13 protein-coding genes are annotated in these 22,031 nt (G+C 40.3%); all 13 read right to left on the bottom strand.

From position 1 onward, the window contains the following. Positions 1 to 55 precede the first annotated feature (55 nt). On the bottom strand, positions 56 to 634 hold the full coding sequence (locus tag QWZ08_RS14005) for a Crp/Fnr family transcriptional regulator (protein WP_290338068.1): 579 nt from the start codon (positions 632 to 634) through the stop codon (positions 56 to 58). Positions 635 to 1,024: 390 nt separating this feature from the next. Beyond that, positions 1,025 to 2,302, bottom strand: a complete 1,278-nt coding sequence (locus tag QWZ08_RS14000) for an SMP-30/gluconolactonase/LRE family protein (protein WP_290338067.1) — start codon at positions 2,300 to 2,302, stop codon at positions 1,025 to 1,027. Between the two features lie 198 nt (positions 2,303 to 2,500). Then, positions 2,501 to 3,127, bottom strand: coding sequence for a Crp/Fnr family transcriptional regulator (locus QWZ08_RS13995; RefSeq protein WP_290338066.1), 627 nt, complete (start codon positions 3,125 to 3,127; stop codon positions 2,501 to 2,503). A gap of 647 nt (positions 3,128 to 3,774) precedes the next feature. Further along, the gene (locus tag QWZ08_RS13990) at positions 3,775 to 5,952 is read right to left on the bottom strand and encodes a TonB-dependent receptor family protein (RefSeq protein WP_290338065.1); all 2,178 of its coding nucleotides are present in this window, start codon (positions 5,950 to 5,952) and stop codon (positions 3,775 to 3,777) included. Between the two features lie 301 nt (positions 5,953 to 6,253). Continuing rightward, the gene (locus QWZ08_RS13985) at positions 6,254 to 7,267 is read right to left on the bottom strand and encodes a YncE family protein (protein WP_290338064.1); all 1,014 of its coding nucleotides are present in this window, start codon (positions 7,265 to 7,267) and stop codon (positions 6,254 to 6,256) included. Between the two features lie 276 nt (positions 7,268 to 7,543). Further along, positions 7,544 to 7,912 (bottom strand): hypothetical protein, encoded by a 369-nt coding sequence (locus QWZ08_RS13980; RefSeq protein ID WP_290338063.1) that lies wholly within the window; start codon positions 7,910 to 7,912, stop codon positions 7,544 to 7,546. Between the two features lie 326 nt (positions 7,913 to 8,238). After that, entirely contained in the window at positions 8,239 to 9,402 is a 1,164-nt protein-coding gene (locus tag QWZ08_RS13975; protein ID WP_290338062.1) for an alpha/beta hydrolase, read from the bottom strand. A gap of 230 nt (positions 9,403 to 9,632) precedes the next feature. After that, entirely contained in the window at positions 9,633 to 11,801 is a 2,169-nt protein-coding gene (locus QWZ08_RS13970) for a TonB-dependent receptor (RefSeq protein ID WP_290338061.1), read from the bottom strand. Between the two features lie 417 nt (positions 11,802 to 12,218). Then, positions 12,219 to 12,434 carry a GDCCVxC domain-containing (seleno)protein gene (locus QWZ08_RS13965; protein ID WP_290338060.1) on the bottom strand — a complete coding sequence of 72 codons (216 nt, stop codon included), beginning with the start codon at positions 12,432 to 12,434 and terminating at the stop codon, positions 12,219 to 12,221. A 436-nt stretch (positions 12,435 to 12,870) separates the two neighbouring features. Continuing rightward, a complete protein-coding gene (locus QWZ08_RS13960) occupies positions 12,871 to 13,512 on the bottom strand; it encodes a trimeric intracellular cation channel family protein (RefSeq protein WP_290338059.1) in 642 nt (213 codons plus the stop codon). Between the two features lie 393 nt (positions 13,513 to 13,905). Next, complete coding sequence (locus QWZ08_RS13955) at positions 13,906 to 14,052, bottom strand: hypothetical protein (RefSeq protein ID WP_290338058.1); 147 nt, start codon at positions 14,050 to 14,052, stop codon at positions 13,906 to 13,908. 198 nt (positions 14,053 to 14,250) lie between these two features. After that, on the bottom strand, positions 14,251 to 17,349 hold the full coding sequence (locus QWZ08_RS13950; RefSeq protein WP_290338057.1) for a T9SS type B sorting domain-containing protein: 3,099 nt from the start codon (positions 17,347 to 17,349) through the stop codon (positions 14,251 to 14,253). 288 nt (positions 17,350 to 17,637) lie between these two features. Beyond that, a complete protein-coding gene (locus QWZ08_RS13945; protein ID WP_290338056.1) occupies positions 17,638 to 21,930 on the bottom strand; it encodes an ExeM/NucH family extracellular endonuclease in 4,293 nt (1,430 codons plus the stop codon). Between the last annotated feature and the right edge of the window lie 101 nt (positions 21,931 to 22,031).

The following is a 22,031-nucleotide window of genomic DNA, read 5'->3' as shown; positions in this document are numbered from 1 at the left end:
TAAAAATTACGATGCAAACTTATATTGACTTACCCCTGCAAACGATAACAAATGTTTAGATTTTTCTGACGTCAGTTTTTTTCAAGCGGCTTAAATGCACAGCTGTAATGCCAAGATAAGAGGCTATTTGATGTTGTGGCACACGGTTATGTATATTTGGGAACACGTCGGTAATACTGTCATAACGTTGCCTGGGTGTTCTTGCATACATATTTTTTATACGTTCATCCTGGTAAATAAAATAAAATTCTGCTATAAGCCGCCCCATTTTTTGCCCCTCAGTTAAATTCTTGTATCCCCATTCAATGGCTGAACGTGGCAAAACAACCGTTTGCGTTTCTTCTACAGTTTGCAAGGTATAAAAGGAAGGTTGCTTTTGAATAAAATTAGCATAGTCGGCAATGAATTGATTTTCCAGTGCAAAATGTATTGTGTGTTCTGCCCCTGTGTTGTCTGTTATAAGAACACGGATGAGCCCCTTGTTAATAAAAAAGATTTCATTTGGAAAAGCGCCGGGCCGGCTTATGATTTCCTGCCGCTTAAATGTTTTAATAAAAGTCTGATCCAGGAACTCACTCAGTTCGGTTTCCGAAATGTTAATCATCTGTTTCATTAACTGCCTGATCTGCTCCATTTGTTTTTGTCAATATTTTAAATCTCGGCCGGTTGTAGCATTACGTAAAAAGGAAATTGAAAAAAAACGCCGAAAAAAAATACGCACAATAGAATGGTACCACAGACCATCTCCTAATAGTTTATAAGTTTAGAAAACTTAGAGCGGTTTCCAAATTTGCTTACTGTGAAAGAAACAGAAATGTAAATATCCGTCTCATCATTTTTTTTCCACTTGTACAATAAACACTTAACACGCTTATTTGTTTGAAAGGAAGCCCATCTTAAGTTATTGAAAGTCCGCAAAGAGAATGGCATGAGTTTGTGCAATTCCCAATGCCCGGCGGCCGCAGCGAAACGATTAATGTTTGTCATGAACTGTCTCAATCGTTTGAGTGCCATAATAGCATTACTATGGAGCATAAGGCTCAAGCGCAATCAACTCACCACGCGTCTTAGGCCCACCGGTGAAGGCACCTCCATCAGTAACGACATATAATGTCGTTCGATCCCCGGCAGTTTTACCGAAGACGGCATCGGTGGCACCAACGATATGCTGTGCCTCTTTGCCGATGATTGTCCGCTCTCCGCCAGGAAAGACCCTGACAATTGTGTTGTAAGGATGTGTGGTAATGAAAAGCGAGCCATCCTGGCCGATTGCAAAGTCGTCACCCGGAATACCTGCGGCTATTATTTTGGCCGGAACGAAATGACCTTTATCATCCATAGCATAGCTCAGTACTGTCGTGCGATCGGAGGCGGTCACTATCATGTCACGCCCCCGGAAATGCAGGCCGTTGGCTCCGGGAGCAAGTGAAATAAATGGACGGGCCAGCAGAGCCGGGTCACGTATCGCTTCTTCTGCCCGGCCACTGTTAGGGTCAACCCGCCAGATTACGCCAAGCTGACTATCTGGTGAATAAAGCATGCCGTCAGGACCAATATCCAGTCCATTCGGCCACGAGCCTTTCGTAAGCTGTGCCAGTTGCAGGGCTTTGCCGTTGGTATCAATATGCCAGATGTAAGACTTATCGCCGTGACTGGTTAGATAAATAGTGTTGTCATGCGCCAGCACAGGCACGCCTGAGGTAAGCCCCCTGGGTGTTTTGAAGAGAATATGCTCCGTGCCGTCTGACTTGCGCTCAATCAGTTCGCCCTGTGCATCGTGGTAATAATCGCCCCTCGAAAAGTCCAGTCCACGGTTGCCGGACAAATAAAGCGTCCCGTCTTCACCGGCAGCAATTCCTTCAAAGCACAGGCCTTCGTCGTAGGTTTTAATAACGCGGGAAAGGACTGGGACGAAGCGTAAGACATCAGCCTTTGGGAGGGCAAGCACTTTGAGACCTAAAGGCTGAGTGATAGCTACCACCACAGAAGCGACAACCAGCAGAGTTGGTAGTAACCACATCTTCAAGATCCTAAAATGAACTGCCCGAAGTACCAGCGGAATTGATGAAGCAAAAGCGATACAGCAAGCAAAAAATGCTACGAAAGGAACGGCGATACCAAGCAGCATCGCGATTAAGGCGATCCAATGGACTGTCGCCTGTATGATTCGCCTTAATCCTGACTTAGAGAATAAGGGAAACAACGGTGCAAGCCGGTCAGGACGAAAAGTGGCTATTGTTGCAGCAAGCAAAGAGCAAAGGCTGACCAGCAATTGAAATGCGACTGTAGTTATCAGGTTCATAACCGGCACCTCCTTCTCACTAATCCGATCGGATGATTATTTATATTCTGGTCATAGGTAAGTACATTTGATTCCGTTTCCGGTTTTTCTAAAAATTTGTGCATGTTCGTAATTTATTTTGCACAAAATTACCAGCAGTCATAGCTTGATTTCTTAACAAAAGATAAGAAAATCATGATACGCAAACCGGTAAAAAATTTAGAATTTAGTCTTATTTGGAGAAGGGGTGTTTTCAAGAATTCTTTTTCTGATCCTTGAAAGTGATACCGGTGTAATGCCAATGAACTGTGCAATGTATTGCACCGGAATACGTTTTACAATGTCCTTGCCTGTTTCCAGCAGATCAAGATATCTTTCCTCAGGTGTTTTCACGATAAACGACTTTAACCTGTCCTCAAAAAGTATATTGAATTTTTCTGACACTAACCTACCGAATCGCTCTACTTTACAAGATAATAAAGGATGGAGCAGCATGGCTTGCATATTTTCCTTTGAAATGCTAACAAAGAAAGTTTCTTCCAATGCTTTAATATCATAGAGACACGGTTCTCCCGTTAGATAACTTTTTATAGAGGTAACAAAACTGTTTTCGAAACAAAAATATCCGGTGATCTCAATCCCGTCAATGGAATTGCAGAAACGAACGGCACCCTTAATGATAAAAGCTAATTCTTTACAGACTTTACCCGCTTCCACAAAACATTCATTCTTCCCAAGTTTTTTGACTTTTAGAAAACTCGCAAAAGCATACCACTCTTCATCATTAAAGGTGATCAAACTTTTAATTTGTTCTCTGTATAAAGTCAGCATAATGGTTGTGTCCATTGCAACGTCATTTAATCGAATGAAATAATTACCAACTTTCCCGGTAAAAAATACCTTGTATTTTTTACAATTTAACTGTCTGCCACATCCTATCCATTAATTTGAAGGCAATTCCAGCATAGTCTTTATTTACCACAATCACTGCAAAGCCATAGATACCTAATTGTAGTGGAATAGGAATTATTTTTAAATTCATTATCCTGAATGTAGGATGGCTATATAAATGACCATACCGGTAATTCTGTGACAAACTTCGCTATATAACAAATATACTTACAATGTGCATATACTGAAGGATATATGATCGTTGGGCAGCATTCAATGTATACAAGGATAAACGATCAAACATACTTACCACCTGGCGATCACATAGGAAACCAGCTCTCAAATAATCGTAATTGTATTCAGCGGTTATTATTACTTCGTTCGTATGAAGCGTAGCTTACTGCTAACTAAGATCCGCTGGAATTTAAGCTAATAAAATTCTACTCCTTTTTGATTAAAAATTTTCTTTCTTGTACTTTGATTCGCTTAACATTCAAGCCTGAATAATTTGCGAAAGCATGAGCGTCATTGCAGCAAAAAGTAACCTTGAACGGCTTGAATTTACAACTTCGGTATGTAATTGAAAACTATGCAGCCGTAGACTAAAATCTGGCAGCCAGGCCAATGTAAAAACTTCGCCCTATTGCTGCTATTATTCCCGGTCCCGGATATTCGTCTGTTCTTCTTGTAAAGTAAGATTTGTCAGCAAGGTTATTTACACCGGCTTTTATTGCGTAATTATTTATTTTATAAGTGGCGCTGAAGTCTACAACTGTGTAGGCTGGGATATAGCCCGCTATTGGATTTGTGCTAATTCTGACATTCGTCGCATCACCAAATGCATCACCTGTATAATTAACCTGAAAGGTAGATGAAAAACTTTTATTGTTATAAATTAGTCCAACTCTTTCAATTACTTTCGCCGCCGCTTCTACCCGATTCCCCTTAAATTCCCCACTGGTATATTTTGCATTGGTATATCCCAATGAATTAAAAATACTTAGTCCTTTTTTTGACTGCTGGTTTAAATATTTTAACAGATTAAACTCAATGTATGCTTCCATGCCTTTGTGAACACTGTTGGCAACATTTGTTCTATAGGCATAGTCAAGCCCTGTTGAAAGGTCTGTTTTTATAACCTCCCCAATTCTGTTGTTATAAGCCAGATAAAATAAACTAACATCAAGATTCAGATAATTTTTTACAGTAGCTCTGTAACCCAGATCGGCACTGAATCCGTAAGCATCTTTTAAATCAGGGTCAATCTTTGCTGCTACCCCAAAAGGTTCAAGCTGGCTGTAATCAATGGGCCGGTAAGCCTGGCTTATATTGCCATAAACACTCGTATTACCTGATGGTTTAACCTCTAACCCTATTCCTGCTAATGGATAATTTCTTGTACGGTGTTCATCCGGGGACTGTTTTACACCGTCTGTAATTTTATATCCTTTTGCTGTACTTTTTAAATATTCAAATCTTACTCCGGGTGTTATTGTAAATTTTTCACCGACTCTGAAAATATTTTCAATAAATGGCGCCATGTTGGTTGTTGTAAAATCCAAATTGTACCCCCAGTCTCCTGTTATGGCTAAATTAAAGTCACTACCCGTAGTGCCCTCGCCGCCGCCTTGCCGTTTAAACCATCCATGCGTAAACCGAACACCTCCTGCCAGTGTAGATTTATTATTTCCCAACTTATAATTTGCAGAAAATCTTCCTTCAGTAGTAATACTATGCATGTCTTCCCTTCCTACTTCTCTTGGTACGAATTCGTTGGTTGCCGGGTCTATTTCGTCTAATGCACCCGGTCCTCCATCTTCGTTACGCCATACCAAAAAACGGTTGCTGAAAATATAAGTGGTCTTTAGACTCACGTTTGTATTTTCAGAAGGGTTAAGATTAATATAATTACTTACAATATTCCAGGGGCTTTTTAACCAGTTTCTTGACCGTGTTGACGCTTTGGGATTGGCATAAAAAAGACTGTCGGTTAACCCGCCGGGCATTTGGATTCTGTTGCGGAGGAGCGAATACTCTACACCAATATTTAATTTTTCTGACGGTTTATATTGAACTTTTCCAAAGCCTGAAAGCTGCCATTGTCGGCTATTTGGGCGATAGCCATGTATGTTTCTGTATTGAACGAAACCATAGTAACTGATTTTTTTATAAGTACCCCCAATAGAATTAAAAGAATTGAACAACCCAAAACTGCCGCCTGTTTGAGATGTATTCAATTCAAATGGTTTGTTTTTTGGAGCATCTGCGGTTATATAATTTACCAGGCCGCCAAACTGTGCTCCAAACTGCAAAGCAGCTGCGCCTCTCACCAGCTCAATCTTTTTTACTGCTTCCATTGGTGGAATATAATAAGCTTCATTATACCCGTAAACATCTGCACTTACATTATACCCATTTTGTCTTGTGTTCATTTCAATACTTTGTATCGGGTTTAATCCTCTTGTTGCAATACCGTTGGCCGTAAAACCGCTGCTTTCTGTTTCAACAATGTTTAAGCCGGGTATTCTTCCAAGAATTTGTCTTGTATTATTGATTGCTTTGTTGGCATCCATACTATCCACAATAATCACTTCTGTTTTTTTCCCCGCATAAATAATCCCGTCTTTTACTTCCAGTAAATGACCTACGCCACGCACATGTATATACCCTTCAACTTTCACTTCTTTTAGCATCTTAACAGAATCTTGCTGCTGGCCTTTAACCATTATGAAAGTGAGCAAAGCAACTATTGATGTTATTATTTTTTTGCCATTTATCATTGCAGTATAATTTGTTTGCAAATGTGAGATGGGGTGGCGAAGGAGTGTTGTACAATCGGGAAAAAAGATTGCGCAAAGCGGAAACTAATTTTATAAGTCATCATGAAGAATACAAGATTGTCTGCAATGTACCGGCATACTTAACCTGCAGATTTTATAAACCAACCTTGATGAATACAGCCTATTTACGGCTTGGCAATGTGATGGAAATCGAAATCGTTTGGAGAATTGTCGCTGGTAGGTTGCTGGGAAGGTGCTTGCTGATTTTGAACCAATCCCCTGGTTAACGGAAGGGTATGTCTCAAAATATATCTACTACCAGTATTTTAAAGGTTCCTGGTATCGTAGATGGTCTGAAGGTTTTGGGAGTTGCGGGTTGAAATTTTGCGGTTGGTAAATACAACTTGCGTGTACTTTGGTCTACCGTTAAAGTCCTTGCACCTTTTTCTGTTTTTAAATTCTCTTTTACTACAAACTTATCACCCGGTAATTCATTTATTATTGTTAAGGTACCTTCACCATTTGATGAATACACTGTTTTAAGTTCCCCGTCAAAACCTACAGCGTCGCATCCATCTCCGATTGGAAGCCGGGTAATAATTTTACCATTTTCAGCATTCATTACAATTAGTAATTTATTACCACATCCAATAAATAAACGCATCGTATTTTTATCAATTGCCAGGCCTGATGGGCCTGTACCGGGAGCGACCGGCCATCTGTCTACAATTTTGAAAGTATTTGCATCAATTACATCAATTTCGCTTTTTTCGGAATTGTTAACATAAATTTTTCCCGTTCCATCACTTGTAGCTGTTTCGGGCCATCCGGTTAATTGTATGGTTGCAGCAACACTATCTGTTGAAGGATCAATGACTGTCATATTCTTACTCATTCCATTACAGCTGATAACTTTCTTTGAGAAGACATCATAAAAAATACCATCTGCAAACTTGCCTGTCGGAACATGTGATAGTACTTTATTTGTTTTTAAATCGAATACAATAACGCTGTTTAAACTTCCATTGGTAATATATCCTTTACCCAAATCATGAACGATGGCAATTCCGTGTACATCTTTTTCACCTTCAATTACTCCAATTGAATCGCCTGTTAACTTGTTTAAAATATTCACCTGCGAACCGTGGGAAATATACAGGTTATCTGATGCAGAGTCGACAGTAAGGTAATCATAACCACCACCACTTTCTATATGAAACACCTTATCGATACGGTAAGCTGTTTTGCTCTGACTGAACCCAGAATTAAAAGAAAAAAATGAAAGCACCGCTAAAATGATTATAGATTTTTTCATCTGAAAAATTAAATTATAAAGTTTTTTACACTACCAATATTACAAATCCTTTAAAGCGACTCTTGAAATCTTTTTTCATCCCCCGTTAGCGCAAGCATCTCTTCAAAATGTAAACACTTGTATTGAAACAGGTTGCAGCATTTTCAATATGCGCTGGAATTCCTTGTACCATTTGCTGATGCTGCAAAGTAATACTTTCCCAGTTCCGTTTACCTAAAAAAAAATCACAACTTCTTTTACAGAAGCTGTGATTTTTTTGTAAAGAACCAATGAAAATTATTGTTGCGGGCTTTTATCTTTCATTTTTATTTTCACCGACCCGTCTTTTTTTACTTTATATTTTTTTATATCGGCGGCATTGTTAGCCCATGGATTAATACCATCTACCATAATTTCCTGCTGTCCGGCTTTGTCTATCACAATCGTTGGTGGCAGGCTTTGGGCCTTGGTCCAGTTCTCGGCTCCCTTGTCCTGGTACCAGTAAGTATCAGTTGCCTGGTCGTAGTACACATTTTGGTCAGGATAATATACATACTTGTGACTCGTTGTGGTAGTGGTAGTAGTTATCGTCTTGCTGGTGCTGTCCTGTGCAAATGTTGTCAATGTGCCTCCACATATCAGCATGCCTAAAAGAATCTTTTTCATAATTGAATTTTTAAGTTTAAAATTATTTACATCACATCTGTTTCCAAAAACATGCCAAAAAAATTTTCAGTAGTGTATAAAAATTTCTTTTAACACACTTCTTAAAATTTGCTGTTTAAAAAAAGTGGCCTACGTACTTCGTATAATTATTCAACCCAACAATGTCAGTTACTAGTCTACGCATATCCCTGACGTTGTTTTTACCTTGCCATGATTGACATTACGCCAGGCACAGTTTACCATTTGTAGATAAGTGGAATCACAATTACAATACGACTACTATCTTTGCACAGAGTGCTTTTGCAAACCCTGACAGCCGTTACATGTTATTGAGCAAAAGCTTTTTTTAATTCGCCTGCAGCAAATTGCTGTGCGTCTTTTGCTTCCGGCACAACCGCCGCCATACCGAAAAATTCATGTGTTACGCCCTGATACAATTTATAATTAACAGCAACCCCGGCCTTTTTAAAATTGTCCCTCAGCAACTCCCCTTCACTTCTCAAAGGGTCATACTCCGCAGCAATAATGGTAGTGGGCGGTAACCCCTTTACGTTTGCCGTTACCAGCGAAATCATTGGGTTTTTACCATCATTCGGACTGTTAAGGTATTTTTGAAAAAACCATTTCATTAATCCGGAATTTAACGGTTTTGTACTGTCACTTTCTTTATAAGAGGCTGTTGCAAAATCATATCCTGCAATAGGATATACCAATATTTCATGCACTGGCAGCGGAAATTTTTTGTCCCTGGCCATCATACTTACCGCGGCCGCAAGATTGCCGCCTGCACTTTCACCTACTAAAGCGATGCGCTTTGAATCTCCTTTTATGGAGGCTGCATTTTTTACTGTCCATTCATACGCAGCATAACTGTCGTAATGCGCTGTTGGAAATTTATGTTCGGGTGCCTGCCTGTAAGCCACTGACACTACCACTGCATCCACCTGCTCTGCCATAGCCTGCGCTGAAGCATCGTAGGTATTTAAATCGGCGATAACCCATCCACCGCCGTGATAGTACACAATCACCGGGTACGTATTTTTTCCACTCTTAGGAGTGTAAATTCTTACATGGATCATTCCACTGGCAACGGCAATATCCTTACCTGTGGTATCCGTATTGTTCGCAGGTACAGCAATGTGATGGTCTTTTATAACACCCATAGCTGCGTCAGCAGGCGAAGGCTGTTTTCGGGCTTCAAGAGCTGAAAGCGATATTAACGGAGGTGCCCCGAAACTGCTTAATTTTTCAATTACAACTGTCATAGGATCGGTCATACCCTTGCCCCATGCAGGTTTAGCTCCGGCTGGTATCATTTTTTCAGCTTCATTACTCATTTTATCTGCAGTATCTTTTTCAGATCGCATACCAGTACTGTCTGTTGCATTATTTTTATCGGTAGTGGAATTATTGCCGCAGGATGTAAGCAATACCAGTAAAGAAATGCCCGCTGCCAGTGTTTTTTTAATCATTAAGCTATTTGTGCGCATTGTATTTTTTTTAGTTACAATGGTAATTCCAATATGCATGCCTCATATTTCATTCCCGGTTAATTCATTAAATCCTGTTTGCGATATTGTTTTACTTTCGTTCAGCGAAAAAGGAAATCTTACATAAAAAAAGCAGGAACCCCTTGCCGGTGTTCTGCTTTTACCACTCCTTATTATTTTAAATTATGAATTCTTCCCGGTGCCGTTTGATCCGCAGATAATTATCTTCTCTATAAGCTGATTTTAAAGCCGCCATTAAAAATAAATCCGTCTGTGGGTGTATACACTTCTCTGAATTGAGGATGTTGAATTGTTCCGGCGTACATACTTTCCCATTTAGATTGCCGGGTATCCAAAAAATTTTCAAGGTTTAAAAATAAACTGAAATGGTCAAATTTATATTCACTCGAAACGCCTGTAATCCAGTAATCCCGTACCTTTTCATTGTTACTTAAATATTGTTGCCCTACATAAAAGAGCTCATACCCTATCCGTAATTTTTCATTCCATTCATACATCATGTCAATATTAAGATGATGTTTTGCGGTTAAAGGATTTACAGAAGAAACGTTATTGAAATGCCTGTTTACATCTGTGTAAGTATAGCCAATAAAGCAGGCTATATTATCAAGCTTCAATTTAATAGAAGTTTCAAAGCCTTTGGCTTCAATATTACCATTGGCATTTTGGAACGAAAAATTATTTGTTACTGCAACTGGATAAAGTACCAAAGGATGTTTAATGCTTGTGTAAAAAAATAGTTGATTAATTGAGAAGTTGATGTCTTCAAAAATGGTTGTTTTATAATTAACATCTGCATTTAATCCATACGATTTTTCGGGATAAACTTTTGAAAAATCAGGCGCATAGATATTTTGAAAGGCTTTTTCTTCTGCATCTTCCGAAAAAATAGAAGGCGTTTTGTAACCCAATCCTCCGCCAATCCTGGAAGTGAATTTGTTGGTTATTTTGTACAGCAGTGAGAACCGTGGCAATACAAAAAAATCATTGCGTTTAGTTACGTCTAAACGCAAACCACTTTCAACAATTAATTTTTCGGAAACCCTTAAGTTGTTTTGTGCAAATAAACCGAAAGCGGAACTGAAATAATCTAATTTATTTGCAACGGCATTAACTTGCCTGAAATGGTCGGAAACAAAATTGGCTCCTACATTCCATTCTGATTTTTCTTTCGGGATCAGGTAATTGGCTTCGCTAAAAGTCGCTACCTGTTTTCCTTCAAAATTATAAACTGGCCGCTCAATTGTTCTGTTAAAATAGCCGATGCTGTTTTTAATGGTCAGTCTATTTTTGCTGGCGAATATCTTTTCAAATTTGGCTTGTGTTGAATACCGGTTGGTGTTGTTGATTTCAAAAAATGAATGAATAGTGTCTGCCATGTTGTTGATTACCTGCATGTCTCCTCCTGTGCGCTTTTCAAATCCTGTATTTATACCAATGCTAAAAGTTGTGCTGGCATTTGGGTAATAAAAAAACCTGGGGTTGATGGAATACCGTTTGTATTTTGGAATGTCTGAAAAACCGTCCTTATTGTTGTCGTACGCTTTTTGAAAATTGCCGGCGGTGTACATTGTAAGGCCTGTTTTTTTATAGCGTTCCGCATAAAAACCGCTACAATCCAACGCACCGGTTTGATTTGTGTTGGCTAAAAATGAAATTTCTCTTTTGTCGCCCGGCTCCTTTGTGATAAGGTTTATAAGCCCTGCTATTGCACCACCACCATACAAAGTAGAGGTGGCACCCTTGATAACTTCCACTCGCTTTAAATTCAAAGGTGGAATTTGCAAAACGCTTAAACCTCCTGCAAAACCTGAATAGATTGGAAAACCATCTTGCAAAAGTTGGGTATATTTTCCGTCAAGGCCTTGTATGCGTATACTTGCACTACCGGACACCTGGGATGTTTGTTGCGTTTGAACACCCGAAATTTCAGAGACCAGCATTTTGATATTCCCGGGTTGCATGACTGATTTTTCTTCCAGGTCCGCCAGTGGAATCCCTTCAATCCGGGTAGGAATATCTTGTATATTCCGGCTGCTCCTGGTGGAAGAAACTATTTTGATTTCTTCCAGCTCATCTGCTGCAGGTTCTAAAAATATGGTAACAGTGTCGCTCAGCGGAAATAAAACATTCTTTTCAACTGTTGTAAATTCAACCGATTGAATGAGGATGGTTTGTTTTCCGTTGGGGATATTGTTGAGTGCCGCAAATCCGCTATCGTTGGATGTTGCGCCGTGTTGAGTTCCTTTTAAAATAACTGAAACACCTCTCAAATGTTCATTGGTCTTGTTGTTTTTGATGATAGCTTTAAAAGTATACTGGGAAAAAACATGCGTTGTGAAACCTGAAATAAAAAACAGAAAAAGGATTTTATACATGTTGTAATTAGGTTGATAGTTGAGGCGGCAAAGGTACGCAATAGCGGGGAGTGCTTTCTGAAACATTCATAAAAATGCCTCAGTTTTTTTGCAAAAAAATTATCTTTTTCATTGAATTAAATGTGTACTTAAACAAAAAATGATTTCATTATTTCCGGCTTTTAACAACGTCATAAACAGCCCCCACCGCAACACCTATGGCTAATCCCATTGCAACACCAGAGCATGTTATCACGAAATGACCATCGCCGAATATTTACAAAGTAATCATTAATGTCCCTCTTGTAAATCGGGTTCTAATCCTGGCTGTGCTAATCATTATCATTATTATTTTGAAATGGATTTGGAGAGATTATAAATAACTAAGATTCACCGACATTTTGCTCACGTGCAGGTATTGCTGCATACCTCTCGTCGCTACCCACAGCAGGATGTTCCTGATTGTATAGGCGGACACTTTACTGTTCCGTAACTACAATAAACACAACAATCACCTTGTTTTGGTTTAATTCGTGTCTTGCAACCTGCACACTCGTAAAAATATTGGCAAGCTTCTGTTGGCATTGTTTCTTCTTGTCTGTGTCCACAAACGGGGCAAGTAATTATTGATTGAAGTATAATAGTTTTTGTCATTAGTTATTTGCTACTATTTGTGAAATCACTTTGTAACATGTGCTGTTAATTGCTGCTGCAATATTGTCAAGAGAAGGTTTGCTATTGTCAGATTTTACCGTGCTGTTTACATTTTCCCCCATTGCTCCGCTTCATACACAAACCCACTCACCCAGGATTTTGATGAATGTAAAATACAATTTCTACAAACATTTCCCGATTTATAATTTCTATTGGTTTGTTATGCTGCTGCGCCTAAAAGCCTTCGGAACCAATCAACATTATTGCTATTCTTTTTACCCGCTGTCTCCAGCATCCATATAAGCCATTTCCTCCTGCTTTCCTGCGGATGTTCTTTGCTTCCGTAGTTGGTACATATCTCATCTCAACCCGTGGTCCGGTGTCCACCGCCCTTGGAGATCGAAGCGCTTACACCAACCTCGGAAGCAGAGCATTTTTATAAGCCTGGCTTTTTTTTATGATTTGGATAAACGGGCAGGTTCCAAAGAAAATTTAACGCCAATAACCTAATCCCGAAGCAAACAACCAACGCGATGATAGAGATCCAGTCGGAGGATAACAATTTTAAATAATTTCCTGCAACTACAATTAAGGCGCCAATAAGTGCTGCGGACGCGTAAATTTCTTTTTCCAATATTACAGGTATCCGGTTCAGTAAAATATCACGCAACACCCCACCACCAACAGCTGTAGTGATTCCCAAAAGAACAGCCATCTCTGCATTATGAACACAGGAAAGTGTTTTTTCCGCACCAGTCACTGCAAATAAAGACAGGCCCAATGCATCAAAAAGTAGCACCGGCTGATTAAGCCGTTGCACAAACGAATACAAACCTACTGTCATTCCTGTGGCTACAATTGCTGCTGCCAAATATTGCCAGTCTGTTAACCCTGCGGGCGGAACGGCGCCAATACAAAGGTCCCTTATAATTCCACCACCACAAGCTACTGTAAATGCAACAGCGCATATTCCGAACAGGTCGAGTCCCCGCTGCTTTGCTGCTAATGCGCCGCTTATGGCAAAAACAAAAGTGCCTGCCAAATCAAGGAAATTATAAAGCGCATGTAATTTATTCATGTTGGTGTTGTTTTTTCATGAAGCAAATTGGTTCGGCACAATAGTATTACATCAGTTGAAACAAGAGCCTGCCTTTTTGTGCGGTGGAATCTGTAAGCGAATTTATAAGATCTTTTAACTATGCCGCAAATAGTCTTTCAGCTACTACGCCGGCAGGTTAAAAACTCCATTTTTACACTACGCTCATGGATGTATAAGGTCTTACATCAATAAAATTAAGGGTATTGTATAAACTTCCTGCCACTTTCTGCTTAGGGATTATCAGATGAAAGGTGGTTTCTTCTTGCTGGCAATTAACAGCAGCGTCCATTAAAAGAATAAGAGCTAAAAAGAATTTCATCATTTATTTTTTTTGGCTTTCTGTCCTGATCAAAAATAACCGCATTCTCCGGCTCAAAACAAATCAATCGGACGAATCCTAAAAAAACCACCAGGTGGTGCAAGCACCACTTCAAACCGGTAAACACTGACATTGGAAGGGTTAGCGTTGGCGATGTGCGCCAGATCCCGTGTGCCGTTGCCGGTTCTACAAAGTAACACCTCCTGATAATTTTATATGCTTACTATTTTTGTTTGCGAATGATGACATTATAGCAGCATTGGTGTATTATTGTTGTTAGCGCATTTGTTGTATGGCACAATTGTAGACAACGCTTCTTTTCTGCCCGACAACCCTGCGGCAATGCAGATTTCAATTTAATAGATCGCTTGCGCTAAGAGGGAATAAACCGCCCTTATTTACCTTACTAACAAAACAGTACCCCTGGCAAATTTTCTGATATTGTTGCTATCAACAAACGAGATAGTCCAGACAAAGGCACCGGTATTTTGAAGGACTCCTTTATAAGAACCATCCCAGCCATGGTTAATATTATTGGAGGCAAAAATCTTTTCCCCGAAACGACTATAAATAGAAAAATTAAACTCTCTGACGACAAACATATTTTTAACTCTAAAAAGATCATTTATGCCATCATTGTTAGGAGTAAATGCAGCAGGCATATACAAGTCGCAGGTTCCCCAATCCACATTAACCGAGCTGGTCGTGATGCCGCATTCATTGCTTGCAGTAAGTGTATAAATACCCGGATCTTTAACTCTCAGGGAAATATTTGTGCTTCCATCTTGCCATAGATAATTATCTACTGTACCACTAACGGGATTTAATATGACCTCCTGTCCCCTGCATACAAACGTATCTTTAACTAAACTGATATCCGGTTTTGATTTGTAGTTGATGTAAACAGAATCACTTGCCTTACATCCGCTTATATCAACCGTTACATAATAAAATCCTGATTTTTTTACAATGTAAGAAGGCATTGTACTTCCATCCTGCCATACATAAATTGCATTATAATTGACTGCGTCTAATTGTCTGGTTATACCATTACACAAAACAGTATCTCGGCCAAGATATACAACAGGCGAAGGTTGAAATGAAACATTCACCGTATCAATAGCGGAACAACCCTGCTGTGTAACTTTTAACCAATAGAGCCCATCATAACCTAGTGTATTACTACCTGCACTACTTCCACTATTCCACAAATATGCTGCACCGGGTAAATTAAAATTGTATGAAAGCTTTTTTCCTTCGCAAAGTATTGTATCTCTTCCGAGCGTAAAGTCCGGCAACGGATGTACAGTTAAAATCGCTAACGTGTCTTCCGATGAACATCCGTTAGCTGCGGTTGCTTTAATAAAATAACTTCCGGAATCATTTACTTTAATTGCTGCTGAAACATCCCCGGTACTCCATTTATAAAATGAAAAATTATTGCCGGCATCCAACAATAAAGATTGTCCGGCGCAAAGAGAAGTATCATTACCTAAAAATACAGTTGGTGAATGTAATACAGCTACATGAATAGAATCTTTTACAAAACATCCTGGCATTTTTTCCGCTGTAGCAGTATACCAGGTATCCACCAGGGGACTAACTACAACTGAACTATCACTTACAGCAATTAAATTATTTTGAGAAGACCACTGGTAATTATAAAACCCGGAACTGGCATTTAGCGTTATGCTGTCAGCATTACACTTTATTGTATCGTTTCCTGTATTAAAATAAAAGTTTGCAGGATTAATATTGATAGTATCGCTGTACGTATTATCGCAGTAATCTGTTACTGTTATAAAATATTTACCGGTTTGATTGACCACGAAAAAAGAATCGGAAGAGCCATCCTGCCATTTATAACTTTTAAATTGACTGCCTGCTGATAATTTTATGGTATTTCCTGTGCAAAGAATACTATCCGCCGGCATAGCTAACAAGCCGGATAAATTTACATGAACATTGACGCTGTCGATATAATCATTGCAACGATCACTTATTTTACTTTTTACTTTGTAATTACCATTGTTATTAAAGTTGACCGAAATCATACTATCATTCAGAACCGTATAATCAGCTGCAGGACTAACAGACCAGATAATTGGACTGTTACAAGTAGCATTTCTTCTGCCGGTAAAATATACAGGCTGAACATTACAAATACCAGTATCACCCATCAATTTTATTGAATTGCAAACACTTTGATAAGAACATTGAAAAGCGTCCAATGGATAATTATTGACAGTTGAATTATCTGTGCCAATGGTACAGATTTTATCTGTTAATTGTAGCGTTACAGGAGCAACTGTGAAAAAATCATACTTATTTGTGACGAGTGTAGCGTCAAATTTTGTCATGCATTCAGGAACATTGCCATCAAAATCTGCTTTACATATCGTGAAGGTTGATTTTGGTCCAATACCAACAGCATTATAATCCCAGTCGGCTGCAAAATATAACCCTTCGGAATTTTGTTTTATATCACCGGGAAAGCCTCCCATTAAATGATCTTTTACCCATTTTACCGAATCATTCTTGTCTATGTTGAACATGGTTGTAACAAATGAACCTCTTCCAATCATCCCATACAATGAATTGTTATTTTGAGGTGCGAAAGAAAACGTAGTACCAAAATAATCAGTATAACCAACAAATCTTCTGATGGCAAGTACACTAAAATCACTATTGATGCGCATATAACAATACCTGCCTTCTTCGTAAGTTTGATTAAGCAAAGTTCCCATTAAAAAATATTGCCCATTGCCTTTATATAAGCGATCAAGGCTTCCCAGGTTTAAACAACTGAAATAGTTGGCTTTAATTAAACTTCCATTATTGGAATCGAATGATGCTAAAAAACAAAATGCAGCAGGGTTAAAGGTTTCTGCGGAAAGGCCTGCAAGTACTATTTTATTGCCGTCGATGACTATATTGGTAAAGCCAATGCTATTATAGCGTATATTTTTACACCACTTAATTACAGTCATATCTTTATCTAACCTTAAAAGATATCCTCCATGTGCTCCAAAATGATCTTCATACAATATAACTTTGTCTCCATCATCTAAAATAGCTATGTCCCTGAATGATTCTGAATAAGTAACATCATAACCACCGTCGTTATCAAAATATATTTTCTTCTGGAATAACGTATTACCTGACGTGTCAATCTTAATAATATCAGACCCCATTACGCAAACAATAGTCCCGTCATAATCTGCTATGGCGTTACTCGTATTGCCTCCGTAACCAGAAAAAAGTTTGCTCCATAATACATCTCCTTTTTGGGAAATTCTTGCTATAAAACGAGAATTACATATTAACATACTACTATCGGGCAGTATAGTTAACCGGTCTCCTTGCCAGCCACCCGTTTTAAATCCATCACCTGTATAACTTCTGAAAAAAAAATCCACAGAACAATCTTGTGAAAATCCTTTGGTAAAGATTAACAGCGTTACAATAAAAATAACAAACCGCTTTTTTGAAGACATACTCGTTCTTTATATTTAAACCATGATATCCAAAATATAACACGAGTTCTCTTTTTCCTGACCAGTAAATTCGAACTGCTGTAAGTATGGAAATGATGGTCTGAAATCGCAAGATTTGCCAAGTCTCACACTTCATTCGGCATTTACTGGCGAAGAAGATAAAAGTTAATTCAGACTGTGTCAAAAATAACCACATTTCCCAGAAATAAACTTAATAAATTAATCACCTTAAAAAAACCCGCCTCAAAATAAATTGAGACGGGTGGTTGTTTTTGGATTGATTGATACTTACTGTTTAACCAGTTTAATAATTTGTTTTTGATTGCCTTGTCTTACTTCTGCAAAGTAAATACCCGCTGGTAACTTTTCGCCGATGCGAATCGTTCCGTTGGCCGTAATGTTTACTTTAGTTACGATAAGTCTGCCCGTTGCATCAGTCACTTTCACATCCAGTTTGGCGGTGTTGCTGCTGCTCGTTCTCAAAGTAAAATAATCAGTGGCCGGGTTTGGCGCTGCGGTAACTTTCAAGCTTCCCAACCCTGTTGTTGTCCTGCTTTGCATGGCGGTTGCAAATGCCTGTGCTCCGAAAACCATCCTGGCAGATGAACCTATTGGAGACAATCTACTTCCCTGTATCGGGCCTTCGAACAAGCCGCCGGGTAAGGTTACGGCAACTGAAAGATGATCGGAGCCAGTTGATTCTTTCTGCAATGTTTCTATGTAATACCGGCCGCCTTTCACCAGGTATTTTACAGCAGATTTTTGTGTTGCATATTTGTTCCATTGCCTGAAGGCTGTGGGCAATTCGGTATAGGCGATCAATATCTTATTGGCCGGGTTGTCATTGGTACTTAACCACAAACCCGCCTGCTCATCACCTGCGATGTTAAAGAAATAATTTCCGGTAACCGGTGCACAGAAATAACCCCTCACCCTGCCGCCATAGTTATCCGCCACGTTGCTGTATTCAAACGTGGTAAGGGCAGCCGTGATAGATGGACTGTTAGGATAAGCCGGATTGGCCGTAAGGTCTGCTACCTGTGTTCCTGGAATATTGGTATAGCCTTCACCGGTAATACTTCCGCTGCCGGTACAGGCTGTTACGGTTACAACAAGCGTGTCAGAAATTGTAAAGCCGCCTGCATTATCTGTGGCTTTTACGGTTACTTTATAAATGCCCGCCTCCACACCGGAAGCAGTGAAAGTATAAGGTGCTACAGAATCTGTCAATAGTAAACTACCATTTACAAATAACTCTGTTTTAGCAATGCTGCCATCTGCATCCGTTGCATTCACTTGTATAGTGACTGTACTGCCTGCATTGAAACTGGCAGGATTAACAGGGCTGCTGATGGTTACTGACGGAAGCTGGTTACCCAACTGCAGACCGATCAATACCGGGTCATGATCAGAAGAACGGAAAGCATCACCGTTGTAAAAGCTGGTTACCTGTCCTGCTGTTTTAAATTCAGTATTGTAATCCAGTACCACCGGTTCATCTGAATTGATATGCCATTTTTCTACACCCGCAACCTGGCTGGTCATGGTGGCGGTTGCCAGCGCATGATCCAGCGCACCCCACTGGCCGTTGAACTGGTAAGAGTAAGAAGTATTTGGTAACAGGTTGGTTAATCCGCCGCCTGTTAAAGTAGTGATCGGATCTTCCTTTGCGTAAGCGTTTAAATCACCCACTACTAATACGTCGCTGTCGCCGGATGTAGCCTTCACAGTATTGATAAAAGAAAGCAGCGCATTGGCTTGTGCCACACGGGTGGCGTTTGACAATGCCTGGCCATCATTCTGGTCTGTATCGCCGGGCAGGCTGTTGGCCGATCCCTTGGATTTAAAATGGTTTACGATAATGCTGAATTTGTTGCCGCTTGCAATAGTAAATGTTTGTGCGATGGGCGGCCTGCTGAAAATGGGACTGGCAGGGTTCGGCTCAAGATAAGAACTGGCAGCTCCTACCGGTGTCAACACAGCTGGTTTGTAGATGATACCCACTTTAATGGCATCGCTACCAACCGCATTGATGGCAGGGTTAGGATCGTTCACCAATGCCTGATCATTTATAAAGGCATAAGTTCCGGCTCCTGCCACGGCATTCAAACCATTTACCAGGTTTTGAATAGAAGTGTTACCATCATTTTCCATTTCACTGATACCTGCTACATCCGCATTCAATCCTGTAATGGCGGAGATAATTTTATCCCGCTGCCTTGTAAACTCAGCCGCTGTATTTGCACCCCGGGGTTCAAAGCTTACACCGTTTGGAATGCTGATCGTTGTATTCAGATCGAGATTGGTAAAGAAATTCAACACGTTTAAAAAAGCGGCTTTTACGTTTCCACCAACAGCTGGTGGCGCAGCGAGGCGTGGGTTAGCTGCTGTAAAGTTGACCGGTGTTATTGTTTGTACACGATACCCTTCAAAGCGTTGATCCATCACGCCACTGATGCTGGTAACCTGGTCACCACCACGCAGTGTGTTGGATGCACTCAAAGGATTTCCTCCTCTTGCAAAAATTTCCGGATCAGGATTCTGTGTGCTGCTGCCATCATCGAGTATGATGTAATTGTTTAGAATATTCGCAAGAAAATTGGCATAGCCGGTTACACTTGGCGCATTCACCTGTGTGTATTGGTCTAAACGGGCGCCACCTGATAAACCTACCTGGCCATAGCGGCCTATTTTAAAAGTTTCTGTAACGGTTAACGGGCCACTGGCCGAACTAACATTTACCAGCATGCCTTCATATTTTTCCAAATCGGTAACATTCGAAACTGGTAATACAACGTTGGTAATTGCCGGCAGTGGTGCCGCACCAAGGTTAACCACGCTGGTAGCGGTAAGCTCTGTAAGGCTGCTGTTGCCCGTTCCTGCAATGTTGGCCGCAGTGGTAGCAAAATCACTCACCGTACCTGTCACCTGTACTTTTGTTCCCACAATTCCTGTAAATAAACCACCTCCATCAAAAACAAAAATGCCTTCTGATGTTGCAGGATTGCCATCGCTGTCCGCATCTTCTTCCTGTACATAAAAACCATTTAATTTGGTTGCTCCCGGAAAAGTTGCTACAACAATACCTTCGATTGTTTGGGTACCTCCAAAAGCCGGATTGAAAACTGAGCCGCTTCCCTGGATATCATGAATCTTTGGCAAGTCGTTGTCCGTAATCGCAATATTTTGTATAACCGTAGTTCCAAGTTCAACACCCGCAGACGGAAAATTAATAGTTAACACGGCTGTTTCAGTTCCTTCAGCAATCACATCATCCACAACGGTAAAGGTAACGCTGCCCGTTGTTGTACCATCCGGTATAGTAATCTGTGTGTTGCTTAATGTATAATCGCCTGCTGTAACATTAGTCCCTGATACAACAAGATTTACAGACTGATTACCAGTTACGGCAAAGGCAGCCGTTGCGGTAACGGTTATAATGGAAATACCAGCTTCTGAACCACTGTTACTGCTTACAGATAAATTAACGGCAGGCACCGGTGGAACATCTTTGTCTGTTATAATAATATTTTGAGTTGTTGTACTGCCGAGGCTGATACCGGCAGTTGGATTGCTGATAGTTAAAATAGCTGTTTCATTGCCTTCAGCAAGCGCATCATCTGTTACGGTAAATGTTGCTGTGCCGGTTGTTTGTCCATCTAAAATAGTGATGGTGGTATTGCTTAAGGTATAATCACCACTGGTAATATTGGTTCCGGAAATACCCAGGTCTACAGTTTGGTTTCCACTGACAGCAGCAGATGCTGTTGCGGTAACGGTAATGGCTGTTGTACCAGCCTCTGTACCAGTGTTGCTGCTAACCGAAAGGCTAACGGCAGGTGTTGCTGAACCTGTACTGAGCGTAAAATCATCAATGGCCAGTCCATGGTCGTTGCCTGCGTCATTGCGTTCTATCCACCTAATCCAAAGTACTGAACCATTGGTCCAGTTGATCGAACTTAATACACCTCCTTTGCCACTTGCCAGGCCTGCTACATTGCCATCAACAGCAGCTGCGGTTGCGGTAGCTACAGGGCTCGCCCAGTTAAAATTTCCACCAGGTGCCGTCCATGAAGCCACCGTTGCAAAGGTTGCTCCAAATCCATATTCCATTACCATTGTTTGAGCAATTGCATTGCCACCATTTCTCCATTGTTCACCATTAAAACCAAGGGTAACAACGTTAATATCCGCACCGGTGTTATTGGTGAATGCCGCTGCGATCCATCCTGCAACAGCGCCTGATGCGGGAGCACCAAAATAGGCACCTCCAGAAGCTGTTCCACCCAATGCACGTTCTGTACTGGCGGTATTGCCGTAACTAAAAAAACTGCCGGTATTGGTACCGGCCGCATTGTCTGTTCCATAGGCTGTAATAGCCGTACCGCCCGCTGCCTGGTTGTATAAAAACCAACCTGGGATGGTAGTGTTGTTGCTCCATGCATTGGCCGAACCGGAAGTGGCGAGTGTATTAAAATTTTGCGTGTAGGCGGCACCGCTAAAACTAACCTGTGCATGCGCCGTAAAAAAAGCTGACAAGCCCACTATGGCAAGGCAGCACCTGAGGTACATTTTTTTCATGAAAGAGATTTATGAATTGTTTGGATGAGTGAAATTAGAAGGCCAATGTCATTGAATAGTTACCTGCACATTAACTATGCATTAACTAATTGTGAACTTGT

The organism is Ferruginibacter paludis, assembly GCF_030409685.1.
Taxonomy (GTDB): domain Bacteria; phylum Bacteroidota; class Bacteroidia; order Chitinophagales; family Chitinophagaceae; genus Ferruginibacter; species Ferruginibacter paludis.
The sequence above is the reverse complement of the archived record's forward strand: the minus strand, read 5'-3'. Positions and strand labels throughout refer to the sequence as shown.